Genomic DNA, 22,254 nt, shown 5'->3' on the forward strand with positions numbered 1-22,254 from the left:
GGTAGTCCCATGCTGTACAGTTTGCATAGTTGATAAATCCTGCAGCACAAAAAGCCCGCGTCGCTCGCGGGCTTAAGTTTTATACTCGTGGTTACACTTCCCCAGTAGCCACCGGATTCTCCTCATAACTAATCCAGTCGCTCCAGCTTCCCGCATACAGCCGCACCTTCTTGAATCCAGCCTTCTCCAGCGCGAGCACATTCGGGCAGGCGGTTACGCCGGACCCGCAGTAGACGATAATCTCCGCGTTCTTGTCCATTCCGGCAAAATGCTCCGCAAGCTCATCGGCGCTCTTGAAGCTGCCGCCCGCGTTTTGCGTTTCTTTCCAGAAGTAGTTGACCGCACCGGGGATATGCCCCCCGACCGGGTCCAGGGTTTCATTCATACCCTGATAACGGTCATTCGCGCGGGAATCAATCAGGATAGGGAGAGCCGAGAGCGAAGCGGCAACGCCAGCAGTATTCCCGGTATCGGCCCCATCTTGAGTCCCGAAACCAGCCGTCTTCACCGACACGCGGCGAACCTCTTCAACATCCACCAGCATATGAGGCTGCAGATTTGCCGTAAAAGTACTCGGCACCCGCACCGGCTGATGATCCGTCACCGGATATTTCTCAGCCTTCCAGGCACTGAAGCCGCCTTCCAGAATGAAAACCTGTTCATGCCCGAGGTAGCGCAGCAGCCACCACAGCCGGGCAGCGTTCATGCCGCTCTCATCGTCATAGGCAACGATACGGGAATCGTTCCCGATTCCGAGCTTCGCGAGCCGTGCCGCCAGCACCTCCGGATCGGGAAGCGGGTGGCGTCCGCCGTGTTCGGTAACCGGACTGGACAGATCCAGCTTCAGATCGAGATAGACCGCGCCTGGAATATGCTCTTGTTCGTAGCTCTCCCGGCCTGCTTCGGGTTTGCCCAGGGTGAAGCGGCAGTCGATGATGGTCTGCTCCGGCTCATAGAGCCTTGCCAGCAGCCAGCGTTTGGTAACAGTTGCGTCCATAAGTATCCCATCCTTTGCATATTTCAATATGAATTTCATTATAGCGGAAAAACCACAGCTTGGCAGAATATGCTCACTAACAGTTAATTCTGTTCTGCGAATTGGGCTTCAACGGCTGCAGTTGCGGGAGGCAGATCCATGCCCTGCTTCCAGATCAGGATCGGATTATTATCCTTGGGGCCATAATAGATGGCTTTGATTTGAGTGGAGGGGTTGGTCCGGTTAGCGTTTAATAATTCGAGATCTATGGTGTCATATCTGTTGCCAAGCCCGAGCTCTGCGAATTTTCGCGATTTAATTACCTGCAGCTTTTCCTGTGGCTCAGCGGGATCCCGGCGTTTTTCCTTCTCCATATAAGTGAAGTAGGTATTTTTAGCGATTTGACAGAGCCAGACACTGATTTTACAATTGCCTTTGAACTGGTTAATATTTTTCACTGCTTTGACAAACGTTTCTTGCGTAATTTCCTCGGTTCACCATCTTACATAGATAAGACCCGACTGCGGAAGATTCGTTACATATCAGCACAAAAAAAGAGAAAGGGGCACAAGCCTATGAATAACATTGTAAGCCAGGCCTGGCCGGAGTGGAATGGAACGTTAAGGAAGCGGAGCGGAGGCTGGAATAACACCACCTACTTCGTGGACAAGGACGCCCGCCGCGCTGTACTAAGAATCTATGATACACATAGGGAGCGGAATAAAATAGAGTTCGAGCATGCCGTGCTGCAGAAGCTGGCTATACTGGATTTGCCGTTTAAAACCCCCGTTCCCATTCTTACCTCCACAGGGGAAACGATGGTCCAGCTTGAAGAGGGGGAAGGAAAGTTCGCTTGCCTGTTCGGCTATATTGATGGTGAATCTCCCGCTGAACAGGATTCCGGCTTCTATGAGTCGTTCGGTGAGGCAGCCGGGACATTATCTGCTGTGCTTGCTGATGTGAAGCCGGAGACCCCTCCTGTATACAGGCCCTACTATGAGCTGGGGCGTTCGTACCCGCTGTGCACCCGGGAAGCGCTCCGCGACCTGTTGTTGAATCCGCCTGAACCTCTCCAGGGTTTGCTGCCCGAACTGAAAGTGCTGGTTGAGGCTTATGAAGGTGTGGCAGACTCACTGGAGCAACTGGAGGAGTTACCCCACCAGCTGGTGCATGGCGATCTTAATGCCTCTAACCTGCTGGTTGATACGGAGGATGCTGCGCAGGTGACGGCGCTGCTTGATTTTGAGTTCTGTACCTGGGATGTACGGGCCATGGAGGCTGCGGTCATCTTGTCCGGAATGCTGTGCCATGAAGAGGAAGAGCGGATTATCCGTGATTTCTGGCGGGGCTTCAGCCGCAAGATCATGCTTACTGCAGAAGAATTCACAGCGATTCCGACGCTGATCCTGCTGCGTAAGGTCGACGTCTTTCTTCATTTTGTCACCCGTTACTGGAAAGGCATTGATGAAGTGAATGTGCTGCAGGAGCAGATACCTGTGCTCGCGGCAGAGGTGCTTCAGATGTCGGGCGGGAAGCTGTAGCTGGAATTCTATTTGCTTATAAGCGAGCGCATAAAAAATAAGACCTGTAAGAAAGACACTAAGCTGAGAGAGCTTCTTACGGGTCTTTATGGCTGCGTTCAATCTTATAATAAATTATTATCATAAATTCTATGTAAAAGCTCCCTGCCATAATGGATGACGTTCGGCTGTTTGTTGAGGGTGCCCCAATATATATCGCCAATTGCCATCTTAATGCAGCAGATTTGCACTTCTATATTCCTCTCCTTAAGTATCTCGGCTCCATAGCCTTCAAAATATGCTTTCATAGCACGTTTATTATCTTTGAAATACCGCCCGAATAGAATGGAGAAGTTATCCACATCAATACCCCATAACATATTTTCAAAATCAATCATTCCGGTGAAAATACCGTTGTTATCAACCAGCCAATTCCCTGGTGTAGAATCCCAGCTTATGGGGACTGGTTTAGCAGGCTCAAAAATTTGAGTGTTCTGAAGAGCCCAATGGGTTAACTCGATCTCTGAAGATTGCAACAACCCTTCCTGAGTACAGCGCTTACAAATATCAATAATTGAATTGGATACATATTGAACCGGGTCTGCATTATGGTATAACTCAATTGGATTTCCATTCTTATCGGGGCGGCCAAACCAACGGCCATTCTCTGAATGATGTAAGACTCTTGTAAGTTCACCAGCCTTAAGGTAAGCAGCTTCATTAGCTGCGGAACTTAGTTCCGCTTCTCTCAGGATTGTTCCATTAATCGAAGTTATCAATATCGCTTGCCATTCATAGCCCTCAAAGGAACTGATCAGCTCTGGTACATACGGCTTCAAGTAACCTGTCCAATGAGTATAAGCAAAAACTTCCGGATGCCATCTTTGTTTTCTGGTATAGGTTTTTAAGTAATAACATTTGTTGCCGGTGTCTGAACTAAGCTTCCAGACTCCTGTCCTTACGCTATTTAATCTTAAATTAGCTATGACTTGAAAGGGGCCAATGGCGGATAGAACCAATCCGCTTAATTCAGGTGGATATATTTCTAGATTGAGCATGCTTATCCTAATCCTCCTCAAGCGTTGCCGGATACTATTGACATTTCTAACATATCATATTGTTCAGTCCGCGGATATTTTTCTTTACTGCCTGCCGCCCTTGAATTTGTCTCTTACCTAATAGTGATGCCGTACAGTTTGAATGTTAATAACAGTCCGGCTGACAGCCTTGAACAACCAAATAGGGCGCACTCCAGCTGGGTGATACCGGAGGGTGCCCTATTTGTCTTGCGGATGCTACTAGATCAGCCGGTAACCCGAAGGCAGATTTCCGCTGCTGCGGATGCTGCGGATTTGTGCCAGGGTCAGCCTTTGGTTAGTTGAGATAATCGACTCTACATCGTTGCCGGAGATAAAGTCATCCAGATCACGGATGCTGTGGTTCCCGCGAAGCACACGGAAGCTGCCTCTGAACCGGGTTCTGCTGAACAGGACGAGCGTAGCATTGCTGCTGGTGGAGAAGAAACGGAGACTTTCGATTCCGTCCAGAATATTGTCTGTATTACGGATACCCAGATTGCCCCTGTAAATTCTGCTTCTTCCCCGGTAATTTTCTTCGCTGTACACGGTCAGCCGTGGATAAGTCTGTGAGATATGAACCTCTTTGTCCATGCGAACTCCTCCTCGAAGCTGGAATGGCAAATGCAGTACGATACTGTCAGTTGCAATACTATTTTATGATTGCTTTGGAAGACTGGTATGGTTAAACCCCCCGCATGAATAGCCTGTTTCCGGAGAGGATAAGGAAAAAATTCACAAACGGGCTTTACAGATTGAAATGTCTAGTGTACTATTTAACTAACACACCGACACGATAATTCAAATGCGCACTTGGAAACATTAACAATCCCGTACTACATTAGGAGGCTGTCATGAATTCGTCCACTCGTAATCAAGGGCTGTCAGGTCCCATGAAGGAAGAAACCGTATTGGAAATGCAAGGCGTCAGCAAGGTGATAAAAGGGAAGGCAATAGTAGATAACCTTAGCTTCGATATCCGCAGAGGGGAGATTATCGGACTGCTGGGTCCGAACGGGGCGGGTAAAACGACCACCATCCGCATGATGACCGGACTTATCCGAATGAGCGGAGGAGATGTCCTTATTCATGGGCACAGCATACGCAAGGATTTCAAGCGGGCCATCTCGCAGATCGGAGCGATCATCGAGAACCCGGAGTTTTATCCCCATATGACCGGTTATGACAATCTGAAGCAGTATCTGCGGATGAGTGACGGGGCCGGAGAATCGCGGATTGATGAAGTTGTGGCGCTGGTTGGACTGCAGGAAGCGATGGATAAGAAGGTAAAAGCGTATTCGCTGGGTATGCGCCAGCGTCTTGGCATCGCCCAGGCCCTGCTGCATTCGCCGAAGCTGCTCATTCTGGATGAACCGACCAACGGGCTGGACCCCGCCGGAATCCGGGAAATGCGCGATTATATGCGCACGATTGCCGAGGTGGAGGGCATTGCAATACTGATCTCCAGCCATATGCTGGCCGAGATTGAACAGATCTGCCACCGCGCGGTTGTAATTCAGAACGGGAAGCTTGTAACGGTTACGCAGCTTGCTGAGGCGCCGGAAGCGCGCAGTGAAGTAGCCCTTACCATCCGGGTGGATAATGCCGGGAACGCGCGTACTGTTGCCGAAGCATTGCAGGGTGTGGAGGTTACCGGGACAGATGAAGCTCACTCCGAGCTGCATGTAAGCCTGCCCGACAGGAATGTTCCGGAGCTTGTGGCTGCACTCAGTGAAGCCAAGGTTGGGGTATACCGGATTACCGAGAATAAACAGAGCCTGGAAGATGATTTCCTGAAATGGACAGGGGGTAACCGCATTGCGTAAATTTAATCAGCTCGTACTGAATGAATGGCTCAAAATATCGAAGAAACGCAGCTTTACTGTTCCATATGCCCTTCTGGTGCTGATGGTATTTGTGATAGGTTATATTGTGCACACGGTGGCAGGGGCGGATACGTATGCCTCCGCGGCGGAATTCACAGCAGACTCACTGCTGCCTACAGGAATCGGCCAGGTGCTGGTGATCCTCGTCATTGTAGGGATAGCTGGGATAGTGTCCAAAGAATACAGCCAGGGGACCATCAAGTTTCTGCTGATCCGGGCCCGCAGCCGGACTGCGATACTGGCCTCTAAATATGTAACCGTACTGCTCTATTCATTGAGTATGCTGCTGATTGCGACAATCGCGCTGTTTGTCTCAGGAATGATCTTCTTTGGACTCAGCGGAGGGGATTCAGGACTCAGCGATATCCTTACCTCACTGTTGTACTCATCCGTATACTGCATCGTGTATGCCACGATCGGATTTATGCTTGGAATACTGACCCGATCAACAGGAGTAACGATCGGTGCGACTATCTTTGCCACTACCATAGATAAAATCATCATCTACCGTGATTTCTATAAATACTTCCTTTTCCCGAACCTCAATCTCGCAGCTTATAAAGATGGCGGTGCGCCGATGCCGGGAATGACGTTGAACTTCTCCATTGTGCTGCTGTGCATATATATGGCGTTGTTCCTGCTCGCGGGATTTGCGGTCTTCAGACGCAGGGATGTTGCTTGATGGTTATCGAATTTGATAACAACCAGCCGATTTATCTTCAGATCATGAATTACATCAAAGGGGAGATCATCACAGGCAAGCTGAAGCCCGGTGACAAAATCCCCTCAGTACGTGAATTGGCCGCAGAACTGCAGATTAATCCGAATACGGTACAAAGAACCTTTCAGGAACTGGAGCGTGAGACAATCGTGGAGACCCGCCGCGGCATGGGCAGATATGTTACCGGAAGAGAAGAGACGATTCTGACCATCAAGAAGGAAATGGCACAGGATGTGCTGGACCGTTTTATCCGCGGCATGCAGGAGCTCGGCTTCCAGGGTGAAGATATTCTGGCGGCCGTAGCGGAGAATATACATCAGCGTGGCCAAGAATAGGGGGATTACCAAGAGTGGATGAGTTACTTGAAGTACAGGGCGTGACCAAGAAGTTCGGCTCCAAACAAGCGCTGGGCAATGTCTCCTTTACACTGGGCGCAGGCAGAATTACCGGACTGCTCGGCAGCAACGGCAGCGGCAAAAGCACCCTCATGAAGCTGATCGCAGGATTGGCACAGCCGGGCTCAGGCCGGATTTCAGTCCTCGGTGTTCCCATTGGGGTGGAGAGCCGGAAGCTTGTATCCTTCATGCCTGATGTTCCCGTTACGGAGTCTTGGATGAATGTGGGGGATGCGTTGAAGTTCCAGCGGGATTTCTACCCGGACTTCGATCAGGCCAAAGCACAGCGGATGCTCGATTTCATGAATCTCAGAGTACAGGATAAGGTCCGGACGTTATCCAAAGGGATGAACGAACGTCTCCAGCTCACCCTTGCGCTGTCGCGCCGGGCCAGACTCTACATGCTGGATGAGCCAATCGGCGGTGTCGACCCTGTAGCACGGACCAAAATTCTCAATGCGCTGATGGAGTTCTATGAGGAAGACAGCAGTATTCTGATCTCTACACACCTGGTGAACGATATCGAACGGATTTTTGACGAGGTTATTTTCTTGAAAAACGGGGAGATCGTTCTCCAGCGCGAAGTGGAAGAGCTCAGACTCGAGCGCGGAAAAAGTATAGATGAGCTGTTCAGAGAGGTGTTTGCCGAATGCTGAAGCTGTTAAAATATGACCTGAGACGCAGAAGGGAACGGATCCTCGTCTTTATTGTTATTGCTCTGCTGGTTCAGCCTGCGATTTGGATATCCAGCACTAAGGTCAATGAACAACTAATTTCGCTGAATCTGGTTATCTACTTTATACTTACATTGGCGCTTGTATTTATAGCTGTATTCAGTTATTTCCGGAATCTGAAGTCTTACCAGCGGCGGCTTATCCCGGTTACTGCCCTGCAGACGGTCATGTCACCGTTGCTGTTTGCGCTACTGCTAATCTTGACGGTGATTGCTCTCGGTCTGGTGCATTTTGGCATTTACCAGCTGATCTACCCGCTGGATTTCCTGCCGGATAATATAGTGTCAGTTGGCTTAAGATGTTTATTGCAGTTTATGTGGTCAGTTGGTTTCATGATGATTATGGTTATGTTCTCTATTACTGTAGCATTAAGCTTTCGCTTCAAGGGGAGAGTATGGATAGGGATTGTGATCCTCACACTTCTGCAGAATGGTATAGCCTATCTTGAAAAGTTTATGTTCGACAGCTATTTCATTGGTCTGGACAATACCTTTAATTTTGAGATTTACGAGAATAATCTGCGGCCAGACAGCGGAGTAACGATCAGATACCTCTCTACGAATCAATGGCCGCTTCTGTTCGAATTTGTAGTTGCTATTATACTGATCTATTCAATGGTTGTAATGGTGAAAAAAAGAATTGAAGTTTGATCGCATAGGGAGCTGCCCTGCGAATATGTCTAATCAACGAGAAAGCAAGGCTGACGATGTCAGCCTTGCTTTCGTTTTTGTGCAAATTACAGCTACAATCCTTGAGCCCTTCTGCCGTGGGTCCAGATCTCCAGCTCCCGCAGCAGCTGTTCTTCCTCGGCTTCCTGCAGATCAAGTCTTACCCCGTACTGGAATTGTCCAAGGCCGAACATCCAGCCCCAGCGGACACTTCCTTCATACTGAAGCTTCTCTTCCGCCAGCTGGAAATGTATAATCAGCTTCGTATCGCCTGCAGTGAAACGGAGGTTCAGAGAAGTACGTACCTTACAGCCGGAACGGCTAAGGTCTAGCAGGATGCCTTCCGTCAATTTTCCGGCTCCGGGCCCGTTATTACTGGCCGGGATTTCAAGCCAGCAATCGATGGGCTGGTTCATAACATAACGGAACGGTTCTTTTCTGCTGGAGTCATCCATCATTTACCTCCGCGAGTTTATTTGCTATTATATCGAAACGGCTACACTTGGACAATCTCCTAAAGTAGTATATTTAAAAATAAATTATAATCCGGTATTCAAAACTTTAGATTCAATACCCATAAGAAGAGGGGTCAAAACATTATGTATCAGTACCACAATGAAACTTTTCAGAATCAAAATTTTGACTATGCCAATATGCAGGATGGAGAGATGAACGGTTGCACCTTTGAACACTGCTCGTTCAGAGGGGCTTCCATGGAAGAAATGACCTCCAGCGGCTGCCGGTTTGTGAATTGTGATTTTACCGGTGCACTGCTGAATGCTTCACTGCATAGAGACGGGGCTTTTACCAATTGCAAGTTTACCGGGGCGAATCTGTTTGTGTCGAAGTTCGAGAATTGTAAGATGATTGGTTCCGATTTCGCGAATGCCTATATGGATGGGATTACTCTCACCGGAGGGGACTGGGCTTATACGAATCTGCGACATCTGAATCTCAGCAGGCAGGATCTGCGGGGCATCCGGTTCGCCGAAGCGGATATGCAGGGCTGCAATTTGCAAAAAGCGGATCTGCGCGGTGCCGACTTAAGCCGTGTACAGCTTGCGCAGTGCCAGCTTGCAGGAGCGGATCTGCAGGGTGCCAAGCTGGAGGGGATTGACCTGAAGAGTCTTGATCTTAAAGGGGTACGGCTGGATGTGGAGCAGGCTGTGCTGCTGGCCCGCTCGATGGGAGCCAAGGTGGGATAAGCGGAGGGTCTGGCCGACTGTTCACTATATACCTGGTTAAGTGAGCAATAAACGAACTGCCGCCCCGGAACGGGACGGCAGGGCTGCAGTGTTTGTTGGAGCTGCCTTTATGTAACTTAGAGAAGAATTAGAGGCTATAGAGTGAAGCCATGCAGTTTACGAACATTTTGTTGTACTGGGAACGGGTCAGATCGCTGGAAGAGGCGATATCTCTGCCCAGGAACTCAAACCAGGTAATTTCCGTGCCGTCTTTTTTGTAGAGGAATCTCTGGTGTTCAATGGCAAAAACCTCATTCTCATAAGAAGGAACATGCTCAAATTTCAGTTCGGTCCCCTGTTTCTCCGATATAAGCGTTGCCAGCAGAATAAGCATCTTGAACGGATCATCATACATCTCAAATTGTTCTGTCATCATCAATCACTCCTTAAGGTGGCATGTGCTACAGGGCAGATTATACTATAATGCCAAAATGTAAACACTATCATCCGCGAAACTCAGCACAATATTGATACAACCTATGAGCTAAATTAAGGAAATCCGCAAGTCTGCCGGAAGCTGTATTATATTTCCGCTTATTCCTTCCGATAAATAATTATCGACCCTTTTCGACATAGAGTGAGCTACCAGGCAACCTCGGCGGTCGGTGCTATGAAAAGGTCTTCCGAAGAGGAGAATGTGAATGTCTTTAAATTTGCGTACGTTATTTTCAACGGCTTTTGCGGTCATTATCATCCTGTTAACGGCATTGCTCAGCTATGTTATCGGCAACCGGTCTACACAGTCCGTAGAGGTCAGCATTGGCAGCTCTCTGGCGGAAGAAGCCTACCAAATGTCTGAGAAGCTTGATCATTTCATGTGGTCGCGTTCCGGAGAAGTGGAGGTATTAAGCAAGCTTAATGCATTTCAGGAGCCGGTTGACTCCTCAGAGGTCAGCGGATTGCTCGATCAGCTGAAGAAGAGTCTGCCGGTGTTCACCTGGGTGGGTTTCCTCGATAATAAAGGGAATGTCCTTTCTTCCACAGATCATATACTCCAGGGTACGAATATTAGCCAGCGGCCGGTGTTTCAGGAAGGCCTGAAGGGGACCTTCACCGGTGATGTACATGATGCGGTGCTGCTCTCCAAGCTGCTTCCCAATCCTACCGGCGAAGCCTTGCAGTTTGTGGATGTGAGTGTGCCGGTTACTGACAAGCAAGGCCGGACAAGCGGTGTACTGGCTGCACACCTCAGCTGGGAGTGGTCGCGTGAAGTCGAGGCTTCCATTGTGACTCCGCTCAAGGAGCGCCTGAAGGGCGTGCAAGTGTTTGTAGTCAGCAGGAAAGATGACACGATCCTTCTCGGTCCCGAGGCACTCGTCGGCAAAAGAATGCCGAATGAAGTGCTGCAGAAAGCCCGCAGCGGTAATAGTTCATGGATTATTGAACAGGAGCGGAATCAGGACTCCTATCTGACCGGCTATGCCTACGGGGACGGCTATCTGAATTATCCCGGGCTGGGCTGGTCGGTCATTATCCGCCAGCCAGCGGATATTGCCTTTGCCTCGGTGCATCAGCTTGAGCGCTTTATTCTGATCAGCGGACTGGTTACCGCAGCTGTCTTCGCGGTTATCGGCTGGCTGCTGGCCGGATGGATCAGCCGTCCGCTGAGGAACATTACCCGTACAGCCGATCTGCTCAGCTCCGGTGCTGATGTGGAGATTCCATCCTCGACCCGGTTCAAGGATGTGGCGATTCTATCTGCGTCACTGCGCAACCTGGTGAATAATCTGACCAAGACAGAGAACAAGCTGAGCTACATGTCGGACATGGCGCTGCATGACAAGCTTACGGGCTTGCCCAACCGGGCAGCGCTGGATGAATTTCTGGCCCATGCGGTCAGCAAAGCCAAGCAGAACCGCACAACGCTTAGTTTCTTATACCTTGATCTGGACGGCTTCAAAAAAGTAAATGATACCTTCGGCCATGCAATCGGCGACGCCTTGCTGCAGGAGGTAGCCTTCAGACTGATGGACTGTACACGTGATAATGAAATCGTAGCCCGGCTGGGCGGGGATGAGTTCGTTATTATTCTTAATACTTCTGCCGGCAAACCTATGAAGGAGGCAGAAATTGTGGCTTCACGGATTATCAGTAAAATCAATCTGCCCATTGTGATCAGAGGCGAGAATCTGCATGTCGGCTGTAGTGTAGGCGCGGCAGTATGGACACCGGACGGGGGCAGCGACACTGTTGAAACCCTGCGGCTGGCGGATGAAGCATTATACATTTCCAAGCGGAGCGGAAAGAACCGGATTACTTTTGAGGCGGCTTCTTAAGTTCTCCAACGCATATTCATCACAGCAAATAACCTTTCTCCGTCAAATGACAGAGAGAGGTTATTTGGCATTCTGGTTATAGAGAACTATATGCAGATATGTATCTAACGAAGTCAGCGTAATCTCTTGCGTGGCTTAGACCACCATTTAACCCATAGAAATCCTTCGTCATCCCGGAAAAACTTAATACCTACCCAACTCAGCGGTGTCCAGAATTCCTTAAAATAATATGAAGGCATAGTAAATTAGTCCCTCCGATATAGTTAATTATTACTAGTTTACGCTACGATGGAAGATTTCACAATACTTTTTTTGCTTATAATTACCATATTGTGCATCAGCCCAGTTTTTTCAGGACCTCAGGCATATGATGCTAAGGAAAGACATAATGACGGCACAGGCTGAGGGAGGAATTGTAATGGGAGAGAATGTGGCTGGTTACGGCTATGGCTGTATTGGAACGTCTGCTGCTACCATTTTGGTACTGTTTATCTTGCTGGTTATTATCCTCAGCGTATTTTAGCTGAAGCTAACCGGACGAATAACTTAAAGAAGCGCCGGAGCGGGAGCTCCGGCGCTTTTTGCATAAATGACCCTGGAGTAACAGGGATAAGCACAGGCAGCTTAACTGAACGAGCATTTAATATAGTAGGAAGGGATGTGATGAAATGACGGATTCTGAGTTTATCTCCCGAATGGTCTCCTTTGCCTTGGCTGATATGCAGCGCAGTCATATTGCGGCTTCCCTGACAATTGCCCAGGCCGCGCTGGAATCCGGCTGGGGGAACAGCAGCCTGACCGTGAAGGCTAGTAATCTGTTTGGCATCAAAGGCAGCGGACCCGCCGGAAGCTTATCAATCCGGACTACGGAATATAGGAACGGCCAAGCTGTGCAGGTATCTGCGCTTTTCAGAGCCTACAATAACTGGGGTGAGTCTGTGGCCGACCATTCTGCGCTGATTGCCCAGGGCGTATCCTGGAACCGGGACTTATACAGCAAGGTGATTGGAGCGGACGGCAGAACGGCTGCCAGGGAGATTGCCGCTGCAGGGTATGCGACCGATCCGAACTACGCGTCAAAGCTGATTCAGATTATGGATGCTTATAACTTGTATCAATACGATGAGCTGAAGGAGGATGAGGAGATGTCGGCTGAAGATAAACAAAGGCTTGCGACTCTGGAAACGGAGCTTCAGGAGATGCGGGTATTGCTGGCAGGACTTACAGTGAGCCGGGATACACTCAAAACAGGTGTTCTGGAACAGGGACAGGCAATTAAAGGAGTAGCAGAAAGGGTTACCGCAATAGAAGGCCGTGCTGCAGTCAGTATACCTGCCTGGGCAGAGCCGGCGGTTCAGGCAGCGGTGGCAGCGGGATTACTCGATACCCCTACGGGAGGAAGCTATGATTTCTACCGGATATTGACGGTGCTGAACAGGGCCGGACTGCTGGTTACCAGGAAGGAGGTGTAGAACTTATGTACAACGATGCGCTTAACAATGTGCTGGCGTTTGCTTCGCTGTTGGCCGTCTTTGTGATGGCACTGGTTCAACTGGTGAAGAACAGTGTGAATCTTCCGCGCAACGTTGTTCCCGCAGTGGGACTGGGTATTGGTCTGCTGGTCGGAGCTGTAGCCTATCCTTTTACAGACATGAACCTTATTCTGCGTTTATGGGCAGGCGGGCTTGCGGGATTGTCGGCGACAGGATTGTTTGAACTGGCGTTTAACAAGCGTGGTGGGACTACCAAGGAAGACTAAGCAGGCTGCTCTTGATATGGGGAGATGTGCATTGGCGATATATCCAAGCATTCCCGGGGACTTGTTAATACACTGTATATGAAGAAAGGAGGTGCTTGATATGGGAACTTATGTTGATGGAAGAACTTCGCAGAATGCCAGTACTGCCAACTCTATTGCAATACCGATTCTGGTTATCAATGCTCCCCAGCTATTTGGGCAGATTGGTCTTATCACTCAAGGTGTAACGACGAATCCGCGTGTAATTCTTAAAGGTACGGTATCTGTGTCGCTTCCGCTTGCACTGGTTGGTGTCACTATTAGTATTGTAAGAGGAACTTTGCCCACGGATCCGCTTGTGTATTCTGCCACCTCAACTTTCAGCCTTAGTGTGTTGGCTCCACAGGTTATTACGTTCTCTGCGGATGACTTCATTCCGCCGATTACTCCGCAACTGACTTATACTGCATTCATCACCTCTAACCTTCTCGGTACGGTCCGTGTAGGTCCTGAGAGCTTTGACGGAATTCTGGTTTCCGATTAATCTACAGATTCATGCATCCTGTCCGGTTCGGTTGACCGGGCGGGCAGGATGCCCTTGTACATACCCCCAAATTTTGACCGTTTCGCCCAATCTGTTAAGGCATTCTGCTCATATTCTGTTCTGTAGTCATCATTTTGAAGGAGGTAATCTCATGGGTGCAGATTGCGGATACGGTGGTAATGTAGGCGGCGTTAATGTGGTTCCGGTAAGTCCTTGGACTTCAACCGGTGCGATTCTGGTACTTTATATCCTGCTGGTCATTATTCTGAGTGCCTGCTTCTACTAGAACTTAACGTAAGGCAGCGCAGTCCGGGGCTAAGGCCTTGGGACTGCGCTTTTTTTCTGATTAGCTATGTCTGGCAGAAATATGCGATAATAGTAGTCATTGTCTTCATGGCAATCAGTGCAGTTATGAAAGAGGTGCTTCATGGAAGAGAAGGAATTGGTCTATGCCATACTTAAGCGGATTGAACTGGACAAGCCGGTCGGTCAGGATGAAATGGGGCTGGAGGCCGGGGCGTATGCCGATATTATGGAGGAGCTTGTGGACAGCCGGATGGTGGAGAATGTGAGCTTCCTGAGAGCTGGCAATGGCACTGTAACCGTCCGGACTGCCGGAATGAAGATGACCCGGCGCGGCCATGATTTTATTTTATTGAAAGAATCGGGCAGAATTTGAATTTACGCTGGTTGAGATACAGGATTTGATGTTTCAGAACAAGGAGGCATGTATGGATATCAGGAAATTGCTGCCCGGCGAATTGCCGCCGATGGATTTGCTGCTGTCCGCCGATCCGTCCGTATCATTGGTGAAGAACTACCTCACTAGTGGAGACTGCTATATTGCTGTCCAGGATGAGGAGGTATTGGGTGTGTATGTGCTGCTGCCTACCCGGCCGGATACAGCCGAGCTGGTGAATGTGGCGGTTGCTGAAGAGCATCAGGGCAAAGGGATCGGCAAGATGCTGGTGCAGCAGGCTATTGAGACGGCGAAGCAAACGGGCTATACAACTATTGAACTGGGGACGGGGAATTCAAGTGTGGGGCAGCTGGCGTTATATCAAAAATGCGGCTTTCGGATCGTTGGCATAGATTTTGATTTTTTCACCAGACACTACGCGGAGATCATATATGAAAATGGCATACATTGCAGGGATATGGTGCGCTTATCACAGGACTTGAATGGCGGAAAATAAGTTTGTGAATTATGTAACTATCTGCCAAACGCCCCGTATAAACAAAAGGATGTGATTATTGAAGGGAGTTGTAATCAATGAGAAGACCAAGACGATTCTTGTTGTCCATGCTGGCCTGCTCTCTGCTGTTATCTGCGGGCTTTGTCACACCGCGGGTAGCGCAGGCAGCGGATAACAAAGTAACTCTGAGTGTGAACGGTGAAGTATTGAAGTTCCCTGCAGCCGAGGCGCCATATCTGGAGGGTACAATGATCATGGTGCCTGTCCGTAAGGCGGGGGAAGCTTTGGGGTTTCAGACGGCTTACATAAAAGAGAGCTCCAGTCTGCAAATCAAGCTCAGCGGTATAGAGCTCTTGATGAAGCTGGGAGGCGGTCAGTTTATCCTAAATGGAAAGGATACACTTACCATTGAAGGTGCAGCTGTTCTGAAGAACAATCGTATCTATGTGCCGTTGCCGCTGCTGGATGAGATCGGCTATATCACCAAGCCCGGTCCGGGCTCCGCCCAGGCAGAAGTAAGCACACCGCAGAATTATACCGAGTCAGTAATGAAGCTGCTTGCCTCCGGCCAGTATGAAGCATTATCAGACCGGTTCTTCAGTACAGAGGTGCGGAATAACTTGTCGAGTCTCAAACTTCAGCAGGTCTGGGAGGGATTTACTGCTGCTTATGGAGAGTATGGTAAGGTCGGTTCACTGAAAAGCAGCCGTGACAATGGGCGGTATTCTCTGTCCGGTACCGCTGTATTTGCACATAGAAAGCTCACGGTGACGCTTACAGTTAACAGCAGTGGCCAGATTCAGGGACTATGGTTTGCTCCGTACGAAGATCCGCAAGCAGCGCCGGAGCTGGCTCTGCCGGCAGGTGTTACCGAAGAAGCGGTTACAGTAGGAGCAGGGACCTCACATCCGCTTAAGGGCATTCTGACACTCCCCAAAGCTACCGGCAAGCCTTTGCCTTCTATAGTACTGGTGCACGGATCGGGTATCTCTGATCTTAATGAAGCGGCATATGCGTACAAGCCCTTCCGTGACATCGCATATGGCCTTGCAGAGCAGGGAATTGCAGTTCTGCGTTATGACAAGCGGGGCTACAGCTATCCGCAGGAATTCATGGGTAGTGCTGCCGCATCGGTTACCGTTAAGGAAGAAACGGTTGAAGATGCCATTGCAGCGGCAGCTCTGCTTAAGAAGGACAAGCGTCTGGATGCTGCGCAGGTATATCTTGCCGGGCACAGCCTGGGCGGGATGCTGGGCCCGAGAATCGATGCGGATGGCGGTAACTTCGCCGGGTTAATCCTGCTTGCTGGCTCACCGCGAAGCTTGTGGGAGATTATCTACGACCAGAATATGAGAGTGATCTCCAGGCTGGATGATGCTATCCCGGCTAAGGCAGAGGCCGCTTCCAGCGTGAATGCGGAGCTGGCCAAAGCCAAGGCGCTGCCGGCACTGACAGACGAGCAGGCCAAAGCAGCTCCGGCTGTGTTTGGTGCAGCTGCCTATTACTTTAAGGAAATGGATCAGCACAGTACCGCCGAGCTGGGCCGGAAACTGACCAAACCTGTGCTTGTTATGCAGGGAAGCGATGATTTCCAGGTCTATGCGGACGTGGATTATCCGCTCTGGAAGGATGTTCTGAAGAATAATAGCTTGGCAGAGTTCGAGCTGTATCCGGGCCTGAATCATTTCTTCGTTGGTTATGAAGGAGCGGGGGCAGGAACACCGGATGAATATAATGTCCCGGGTATGGTCGATGAGCAGGTGATTAAAGATATGGGGCAGTGGATTTTGAAGCAGAGCAGGTAGAATAAGAAGCTTGGTTCTGGTACAATCTATTTATTAAGTTTTAAGGAGCGGGCGCATGGATAATGATCTGGCAAAGTTGTTAAGATCCGTCATTCGTGAAGAATTAGAGCCTGTGAATGAGCGCTTGGAACGGATTGAGACTGAACAGACCGGCTTGAAGCAAGAAGTGCAAATAGTTGAAGCAGGATCAGGAATTGATTAAACGTGCGGTATTGGATACCAATGAACGGGTAATCCGGATGGAGTCCATTCTGGAGAATCAGCATCGGATTATCGAACTCCTCTCGGCACGCTCGATTGAGCAAGAGGCGCTCATTAAAAGAATTAAATAAATTTTCTTAGTCCGGCACTGCATGGTGCCGGACTTTTCTTTTCGTATAGGTTTCCCATCACACAAAAAATCGAGGCTCCCTTTCGGGAGCCTCTTTCATGGGAGAGGAGAAACCGGACGAAGAGCTTATGGGGAAACGTAAGCCTGCTCCGCGGTTGTCTACGACATTTTGCGATGTCGATAGTTACAGGATGGCCCGGTTGCCGGACTTTTATACATCCGTTCTCCAAAACTTCTGAACTGCGCATTGTGACAAAGTCGGACAATCTTTTTATTTCACGGAATAATTGTGGTACTATAGGCTTGGACTTATGCCCTGAAACGGCATAATAAATAGAGACATAAAAGCAGGTGGATGATCGGTGAGAGTAATATCGGGCACTGCAAAGGGCAGGCCGCTTAAGAGTGTTCCAGGCAAGGGCACCCGGCCTACAACCGATAAAGTGAAGGAAGCCTTATTCAGTATGATCGGGCCTTATTTTGAAGGCGGAACGGCGCTGGATCTCTATGCCGGTACCGGGGGGCTTGGGATTGAGGCCTTGAGCAGAGGGATGGAAGCAGCCGTATTTGTGGATATGGAGCAGAAGGCGCTCGACACTGTGCGGGCGAATCTAAAGGCAGCCAAGGTGGAGGCGCAGGCCGAAGTCTACCGCAATGATGCCGGAAGAGCACTGGCTGCGCTGGAGAAGCGGGGGAGAGCGTTTGACCTTGTATTTCTGGACCCTCCGTATCGTCTGAAGCACGGGGATGAGCTTATGATGACGATGGCAGCCAAGAATCTGCTGAAGCCTGATGCCGTAATTGTGCTTGAGCATGAATCGGGTTATGAATATCCGGAGAATATACCGGGATTCAGCAGGACACGGCAATCCGTATATGGGGAGACTACGATCTCAATCTATCAGTATGAAGCTGCTCTGCAGGAAGTTGCCGTCAGTGGCGAGGAGGTTAATGATGAGTCTGCAAATTAGAAAAGAGCGTGTGGCAATCTATCCCGGAACCTTTGATCCGGTAACCCTGGGGCATATGGATATTATTCATCGTGCAGCGAAACAGTTCGACAGGCTGATTGTGGCGGTGCTGAACAATTTAAGTAAGAATCCGTTATTTTCAGTCGAGGAGCGCACAGAGCTTCTGCGCCAGGCTACAGCGGACATCCCGAATGTAGAGGTCGACAGCTTCCGTGATCTGCTCGTTAATTATGTCCGGCAAAAGGATGCACAGGTGATTGTCCGGGGAATCCGTACGGTCACGGACTTTGAGTATGAGCTGCAGAATGCATCCATTAATCATAATCTGGATCCCGAAGCGGAAACGATATTTATGATGACCAATCCGAGATATTCCTATCTTAGCTCAAGTGTGGTTAAGGAAATTGCCCACTTTGGCGGGAATGTCTCGGATTTTGTAACGCCTGAAGTGGAACAGGCTATGAAGCTTAAGTTCAAGCGGATGGATGGCGGCGCCAAGTAAAAAGCTTTAGAGCCACTGATAAGCTTAACAGGAGCAGGAGTATTAGTCCCTGCAGACTAAGGATCTGAGGGAACAAGCTCCATATTCTGGTTGCAGTGCCCAAGCCGGGTTCCGGACTGCCTGAACCGGTACCGGTGAAGACCGGAAGTACAGCGGCGCGGATACTTACGAGCGGCTTCCATAGCAGGAAGGTTAGTGCAAAGGCGGTTAGTCCATGCAATAACCGGACTGCAGCAAACGGGAGAAAGCGGACATTAGCCGGTTTAAGCACCGTCAGCGCCTGAAGCTGTGCGCAGATTCCGCTCCAGGCAAGCAGAGCTGACAGAAAAGCGGGACCGAGAAGACTGCCGGACAAGAACCCTCCAGGGCTGGCAGAATCCGAGGTTAACGCATGGGCACCGAGGTGAATCTCAAACACTCCGGCAGCCAGCGGAGACGGGAGCTGCGGCAGCAGCCTGGTGATGATGTTAATAACTACGGCGAACATGATCATATAGCCGCCTACGATCATCAGATTCTGGACGGCGGCGGATACAGATTCGCCGAGCACCTTGCCGAAGCCCCGTCCGTCTCTGGCACGGGCATCCAGTGCCGCCTGATGGATTCGCCCGGGCAAGGATGCTTTTTTGGCGTGCGGGCTGCTGCCGGGCAGTCTGCTGACAGTGGCGGCGGCCCCGCTGCTCTTCCGCGTTCCGCTGAAGAGAGCGGATAGCCATCCGGCGGCAAGGCCTGACAGCCAGTGAATGGCAAGCAGGGCATATCCGGCTGCCGGACTGTGCAGAAAAGCGGTGCCGACGACAATAAGCAGTGTAACCGGGCTGGCATAATGGACCATGGAGGCCAGACGTCCGGCATCCTTGTCCGTGATGTCCCCCTGCTTATGCAACTGCAACACCGCTCCTGCTCCGGCCGGGAAGCCGGCGGTGATTCCGAGCACAAGCGTCCAGCCGCCTGCTCCGGGAAGCCGGAACAGGCGTTTCATCAGCGGCTCCAACAGGACGCCGATGCCATGCACGAACCCTGAAGCGGTCAGCATCTCTGACAGGATCAGGAATGGCAGCAGTGCCGGGAAGACAAGGGTCCACCAGAGCTTCAGTCCCGCAAGGGAAGCCTTGAATGACGATTCCGGTGCCAGGACGATCGCTATAGCGAGTAGGATCGCCGCCGCCCCTGATAGGAATGGAGCTGAACCCCGGAAGAACCGCCGTATTGTAAAGTTAATCATTAGTAGCATCACCTCTTCATAGCTTAGGACATGGGCAGAGCTTGTTATCAATTTATGCAGGGGAGACAACCATCATGCCACAGCCGGAGAGAAGCTCCCGGCTCCTGGCAGCACATTCCAATGCCGGGGCTGCATGCCGCGGGAAAGAAGGGGAAGAGACTTGAGGCAACAGAAACGCCGTGTGGGTATCCGCGCCACAGCCTACTTATTTACATTTGTGGTCATTCTCTATGTTGCTGTCTTTATGAATACTCCGTATATTGTGTATCAGCCGGGAAGCGCCTCCGAGGTAGCCCCGATGATCAAGGTGGAGAATGCTGATCCCGAGGAGCAGGGCACGTTCATGATGACTACCGTATCCGCCAGTTATGCCAATGTGGCTCTTCTGGTCGCCTCCGTATTTAACTCGAATGCAGAGGTTGTCCTGAAAGAGACCCGCCTGCAGGATAAGACGGAGCAGGAATACGCGGCTGAGCAGGTCTTTTATATGAACAGTTCACAGTCGTATGCTGTACAGGCCGCTTATCATGCTGCCAAAGTGCCCTATGAGGATATTGTGGATTATTTGTACGTGTTCTCGGTGCCGGATGCAACCAATCAGGGCCAGTTCAAGCCGGGCGACAAGATTATCAGTGTAAAAGGACAGCACGCAGCCGATCCGGCGGCTCTGTCCGCCTTGCTGTCCGCATACAAAATCGGCGATACCGTTGAGGTAGTCCTGCAGCGTGGAGGCAAGGAAATTTCCGAGCAGGTGAAGCTGGTGGAGGTTAAGGATAAAGAAACCTCGGCCGGACGGCCGGGCTTCGGGGTTGTTATCGGAGCCGTTCAGAAGGTACAGCCTAAGGAAGAGGGGAAAGGCGTCAGTTTTGTGGATACGAATGTAGGAGGACCTTCCGCAGGACTGATGTTCACCATGGAAATCTATAACCGGCTCACTCCGGGGGATTTGACCAAGGGCCACCGGGTAGCAGGTACGGGTACAATAGATGCTGAGGGAAATGTGGGGGCAATCGGCGGAGTGAAGCATAAGATTGTGGCTGCTGACCGCAAAGGTGCCGAATTCTTCTTTGTTCCGGTCAAAAACTATGAAGAAGCCAAGGCGAAAGCTGACCAGATCGGCACCGACATGAAGCTGATTCCGGTATCGACACTGTCAGACGCGCTGAAATATATGGAAGAACAGCCGGTCATCAAATCCTGACCGGCGGCTCCAGGTAATCGCTGTATAGATCATTTCGTACAGGATCGGCATAGGCAGCAGCGAACACAGCTGCCGCCTGCAGATCCCGCTCCAGCATGGGATGGGAGAAGCGCGCAGGGCTTGTCACTACCGGAAGTGCCGCGCGCTGCTTCATTTGCTTCAGCAGCCTGCGGCCGCTCTCCCGGAAGCCGAGAACCCGGATATAACCCGGACCCTGGGCCAGTGCGGCCGGGGTCATTTCTTCTTTGCTGTGATTCAGCAAAGTATGAAGCAGAAGACGCTGCAGCCGTGTATGGGTGTAGCGTCTGCTCTTCAGCTCCTGCAGAAGACCGGCGACCGTGAACCTGCCGAGCTGGGGAAGGATGCGGAGTATCCGGTTCTCCAGCCCTTCATTCATATCCTGCACCGTCTGCAGCTCGGCTGCTGAGTGTGTGGAGAGCACGTGGCGCAGCGGAGCCCGGAAGTCCTCGAGTATAACCGGCCCCCGGCCCGCTGCATGCTCTCTCTCCAGGATGGACACGCTATACTCCGGCATGTATGCCGCCGGAGAGCCGCCTTCCTGCAGCAGCCTGCGGATTGCTGTCGCACTGGCAATGGACGACCCGCCCTGCAGCGGGTCATGGAAGCCCGCGCCGGTCCGCGGCACGGTGAAGGGCCTGATCGCGCTGCCGAGCCGCTGCAGCGCGATCAGGTAGTGCAGGCCGAGGCTGTTGTTGGGCTGCCGCAATAGAATTTCGGCATCTGCCGGTTTCTCCTCTCCCATGAAAGAGGCCTTCCAGGCCGCCGCCGCAGCTGCGCTGTATGCGGCGGGGAATCCCGCGCCCTGCGCCATGCGCGCGCGGATCTCGTCCTTAAGCGCGCTGCTCTCCTCGGCCAGGAATCCCGCCAGGGGGAGCAGCGCGCCCAAAGTGCCGGCTTCGGAGCCGAAGCACAGGCTGTCCACGACGCCGGTCGCCTCCAGCAGGAATACCGCTCCGAAGGCGAACCATTCCGCCGGCTGGACGGCATACGCCACCGGCAGCTCAATCACGAGGTCGGCGCCCATATGCAGCGCCATCTCGGTGCGGGCGCGCTTGCTGACCGCCGCCGGCTCGCCGCGCTGGGTGAACGGGCCGCTCATGATGACGATGGAGCTTTCGGCTCCGGAGATTCTTTTGGCCTCGCTGAAATGGTGAACATGCCCGTTATGTAAAGGGTTATATTCGGCTATAATGCCTACAGTTGTCACGTTTGCTTCACGCCCTA

29 protein-coding genes are annotated in these 22,254 nt (G+C 51.1%); 21 read left to right on the forward strand and 8 right to left on the reverse strand.

Annotated features, from left to right (window positions below; all coding sequences use genetic code 11):
- Positions 1 to 91: 91 nt before the first annotated feature.
- The gene (locus P40081_RS16230; RefSeq protein ID WP_042136882.1) at positions 92 to 997 is read right to left on the reverse strand and encodes a sulfurtransferase; all 906 of its coding nucleotides are present in this window, start codon (positions 995 to 997) and stop codon (positions 92 to 94) included.
- A gap of 83 nt (positions 998 to 1,080) precedes the next feature.
- Positions 1,081 to 1,461 (reverse strand): sigma factor, encoded by a 381-nt coding sequence (locus P40081_RS16235; protein WP_081969983.1) that lies wholly within the window; start codon positions 1,459 to 1,461, stop codon positions 1,081 to 1,083.
- 90 nt (positions 1,462 to 1,551) lie between these two features.
- On the opposite strand from P40081_RS16235, the gene P40081_RS16240 reads away from it, so the two are divergent.
- Complete coding sequence (locus P40081_RS16240; protein ID WP_042136886.1) at positions 1,552 to 2,517, forward strand: phosphotransferase enzyme family protein; 966 nt, start codon at positions 1,552 to 1,554, stop codon at positions 2,515 to 2,517.
- Between the two features lie 104 nt (positions 2,518 to 2,621).
- On the opposite strand, the gene P40081_RS16245 is transcribed toward P40081_RS16240, so the two are convergent.
- Positions 2,622 to 3,554, reverse strand: coding sequence for an aminoglycoside phosphotransferase family protein (locus P40081_RS16245; RefSeq protein ID WP_042136887.1), 933 nt, complete (start codon positions 3,552 to 3,554; stop codon positions 2,622 to 2,624).
- A 240-nt stretch (positions 3,555 to 3,794) separates the two neighbouring features.
- Entirely contained in the window at positions 3,795 to 4,166 is a 372-nt protein-coding gene (locus P40081_RS16250; protein WP_042136889.1) for a hypothetical protein, read from the reverse strand.
- A 260-nt stretch (positions 4,167 to 4,426) separates the two neighbouring features.
- On the opposite strand from P40081_RS16250, the gene P40081_RS16255 reads away from it, so the two are divergent.
- From P40081_RS16255 to P40081_RS16275, 5 genes are read left to right on the forward strand one after another with little or no spacing between them, the layout of a single operon-like run.
- Positions 4,427 to 5,398 (forward strand): ABC transporter ATP-binding protein, encoded by a 972-nt coding sequence (locus P40081_RS16255; RefSeq protein ID WP_042136891.1) that lies wholly within the window; start codon positions 4,427 to 4,429, stop codon positions 5,396 to 5,398.
- On the forward strand, positions 5,391 to 6,140 hold the full coding sequence (locus tag P40081_RS16260) for an ABC transporter permease (RefSeq protein ID WP_042136893.1): 750 nt from the start codon (positions 5,391 to 5,393) through the stop codon (positions 6,138 to 6,140). Before P40081_RS16255 ends, P40081_RS16260 begins: the two co-directional genes overlap by 8 nt.
- Positions 6,140 to 6,514 carry a GntR family transcriptional regulator gene (locus P40081_RS16265; RefSeq protein WP_039306026.1) on the forward strand — a complete coding sequence of 125 codons (375 nt, stop codon included), beginning with the start codon at positions 6,140 to 6,142 and terminating at the stop codon, positions 6,512 to 6,514. Before P40081_RS16260 ends, P40081_RS16265 begins: the two co-directional genes overlap by 1 nt.
- Before the next feature lie 14 nt (positions 6,515 to 6,528).
- A complete protein-coding gene (locus tag P40081_RS16270; RefSeq protein WP_042136895.1) occupies positions 6,529 to 7,230 on the forward strand; it encodes an ABC transporter ATP-binding protein in 702 nt (233 codons plus the stop codon).
- Positions 7,224 to 7,958, forward strand: a complete 735-nt coding sequence (locus P40081_RS16275; RefSeq protein WP_042136896.1) for a hypothetical protein — start codon at positions 7,224 to 7,226, stop codon at positions 7,956 to 7,958. Before P40081_RS16270 ends, P40081_RS16275 begins: the two co-directional genes overlap by 7 nt.
- A 92-nt stretch (positions 7,959 to 8,050) precedes the next feature.
- Here P40081_RS16275 and P40081_RS16280 read toward each other — a convergent pair whose 3' ends face one another.
- Positions 8,051 to 8,434, reverse strand: coding sequence for a PilZ domain-containing protein (locus P40081_RS16280; RefSeq protein WP_231575371.1), 384 nt, complete (start codon positions 8,432 to 8,434; stop codon positions 8,051 to 8,053).
- A gap of 141 nt (positions 8,435 to 8,575) precedes the next feature.
- Between P40081_RS16280 and P40081_RS16285 the strand changes: the two genes are divergently transcribed.
- Positions 8,576 to 9,181 (forward strand): pentapeptide repeat-containing protein, encoded by a 606-nt coding sequence (locus tag P40081_RS16285; protein WP_042136898.1) that lies wholly within the window; start codon positions 8,576 to 8,578, stop codon positions 9,179 to 9,181.
- 127 nt (positions 9,182 to 9,308) lie between these two features.
- Here the strand turns inward: P40081_RS16285 and P40081_RS16290 are convergent, their stop codons facing one another.
- A complete protein-coding gene (locus tag P40081_RS16290) occupies positions 9,309 to 9,596 on the reverse strand; it encodes a hypothetical protein (RefSeq protein WP_231575372.1) in 288 nt (95 codons plus the stop codon).
- A gap of 265 nt (positions 9,597 to 9,861) precedes the next feature.
- Between P40081_RS16290 and P40081_RS16295 the strand changes: the two genes are divergently transcribed.
- From P40081_RS16295 to coaD, 13 genes are all read left to right on the forward strand, one after another.
- Entirely contained in the window at positions 9,862 to 11,496 is a 1,635-nt protein-coding gene (locus tag P40081_RS16295) for a sensor domain-containing diguanylate cyclase (protein WP_042136902.1), read from the forward strand.
- Positions 11,497 to 11,914: 418 nt separating this feature from the next.
- Positions 11,915 to 12,019, forward strand: a complete 105-nt coding sequence (locus P40081_RS39020; RefSeq protein WP_197073088.1) for a sporulation protein YjcZ — start codon at positions 11,915 to 11,917, stop codon at positions 12,017 to 12,019.
- A 145-nt stretch (positions 12,020 to 12,164) separates the two neighbouring features.
- Complete coding sequence (locus tag P40081_RS16300) at positions 12,165 to 12,968, forward strand: glycoside hydrolase family 73 protein (protein WP_042136904.1); 804 nt, start codon at positions 12,165 to 12,167, stop codon at positions 12,966 to 12,968.
- Positions 12,969 to 12,973: 5 nt separating this feature from the next.
- A complete protein-coding gene (locus P40081_RS16305) occupies positions 12,974 to 13,255 on the forward strand; it encodes a holin (RefSeq protein WP_039305999.1) in 282 nt (93 codons plus the stop codon).
- A 100-nt stretch (positions 13,256 to 13,355) separates the two neighbouring features.
- A complete protein-coding gene (locus P40081_RS16310) occupies positions 13,356 to 13,778 on the forward strand; it encodes a hypothetical protein (RefSeq protein ID WP_042136906.1) in 423 nt (140 codons plus the stop codon).
- Between the two features lie 151 nt (positions 13,779 to 13,929).
- The gene (locus P40081_RS38535; protein WP_099052468.1) at positions 13,930 to 14,064 is read left to right on the forward strand and encodes a sporulation protein YjcZ; all 135 of its coding nucleotides are present in this window, start codon (positions 13,930 to 13,932) and stop codon (positions 14,062 to 14,064) included.
- 141 nt (positions 14,065 to 14,205) lie between these two features.
- Positions 14,206 to 14,457, forward strand: a complete 252-nt coding sequence (locus P40081_RS16315) for a hypothetical protein (protein WP_042136908.1) — start codon at positions 14,206 to 14,208, stop codon at positions 14,455 to 14,457.
- Between the two features lie 52 nt (positions 14,458 to 14,509).
- On the forward strand, positions 14,510 to 14,974 hold the full coding sequence (locus tag P40081_RS16320) for a GNAT family N-acetyltransferase (RefSeq protein WP_042136910.1): 465 nt from the start codon (positions 14,510 to 14,512) through the stop codon (positions 14,972 to 14,974).
- Between the two features lie 77 nt (positions 14,975 to 15,051).
- Complete coding sequence (locus P40081_RS37565) at positions 15,052 to 16,779, forward strand: alpha/beta fold hydrolase (protein WP_081969984.1); 1,728 nt, start codon at positions 15,052 to 15,054, stop codon at positions 16,777 to 16,779.
- 55 nt (positions 16,780 to 16,834) lie between these two features.
- Positions 16,835 to 16,981 (forward strand): hypothetical protein, encoded by a 147-nt coding sequence (locus tag P40081_RS39365; RefSeq protein WP_231575373.1) that lies wholly within the window; start codon positions 16,835 to 16,837, stop codon positions 16,979 to 16,981.
- Positions 16,974 to 17,111, forward strand: coding sequence for a hypothetical protein (locus tag P40081_RS39370; RefSeq protein WP_231575374.1), 138 nt, complete (start codon positions 16,974 to 16,976; stop codon positions 17,109 to 17,111). The genes P40081_RS39365 and P40081_RS39370 overlap by 8 nt, the downstream gene beginning before the upstream one ends.
- A gap of 361 nt (positions 17,112 to 17,472) precedes the next feature.
- Positions 17,473 to 18,081: a 16S rRNA (guanine(966)-N(2))-methyltransferase RsmD gene (rsmD, locus tag P40081_RS16335; RefSeq protein ID WP_042136912.1), complete on the forward strand. Its 609-nt coding sequence runs from the start codon at positions 17,473 to 17,475 to the stop codon at positions 18,079 to 18,081.
- Entirely contained in the window at positions 18,065 to 18,583 is a 519-nt protein-coding gene (coaD, locus tag P40081_RS16340) for a pantetheine-phosphate adenylyltransferase (protein ID WP_144026102.1), read from the forward strand. The genes rsmD and coaD overlap by 17 nt, the downstream gene beginning before the upstream one ends.
- Here the strand turns inward: coaD and P40081_RS16345 are convergent.
- Positions 18,555 to 19,808, reverse strand: coding sequence for a nucleoside recognition domain-containing protein (locus tag P40081_RS16345; protein WP_042136914.1), 1,254 nt, complete (start codon positions 19,806 to 19,808; stop codon positions 18,555 to 18,557). The two genes, coaD and P40081_RS16345, sit on opposite strands and share 29 nt — an antisense overlap.
- A 160-nt stretch (positions 19,809 to 19,968) precedes the next feature.
- Between P40081_RS16345 and P40081_RS16350 the strand changes: the two genes are divergently transcribed.
- Positions 19,969 to 21,009 (forward strand): SepM family pheromone-processing serine protease, encoded by a 1,041-nt coding sequence (locus P40081_RS16350; RefSeq protein ID WP_052421855.1) that lies wholly within the window; start codon positions 19,969 to 19,971, stop codon positions 21,007 to 21,009.
- Here P40081_RS16350 and P40081_RS16355 read toward each other — a convergent pair.
- A complete protein-coding gene (locus P40081_RS16355; protein WP_042136915.1) occupies positions 20,999 to 22,237 on the reverse strand; it encodes a nucleotidyltransferase in 1,239 nt (412 codons plus the stop codon). The two genes, P40081_RS16350 and P40081_RS16355, sit on opposite strands and share 11 nt — an antisense overlap.
- Positions 22,238 to 22,254 lie beyond the last annotated feature (17 nt).

Origin of the sequence: Paenibacillus sp. FSL P4-0081 (assembly GCF_000758565.1) — a bacterium.
GTDB lineage: Bacteria > Bacillota > Bacilli > Paenibacillales > Paenibacillaceae > Paenibacillus_AQ > Paenibacillus_AQ phytohabitans.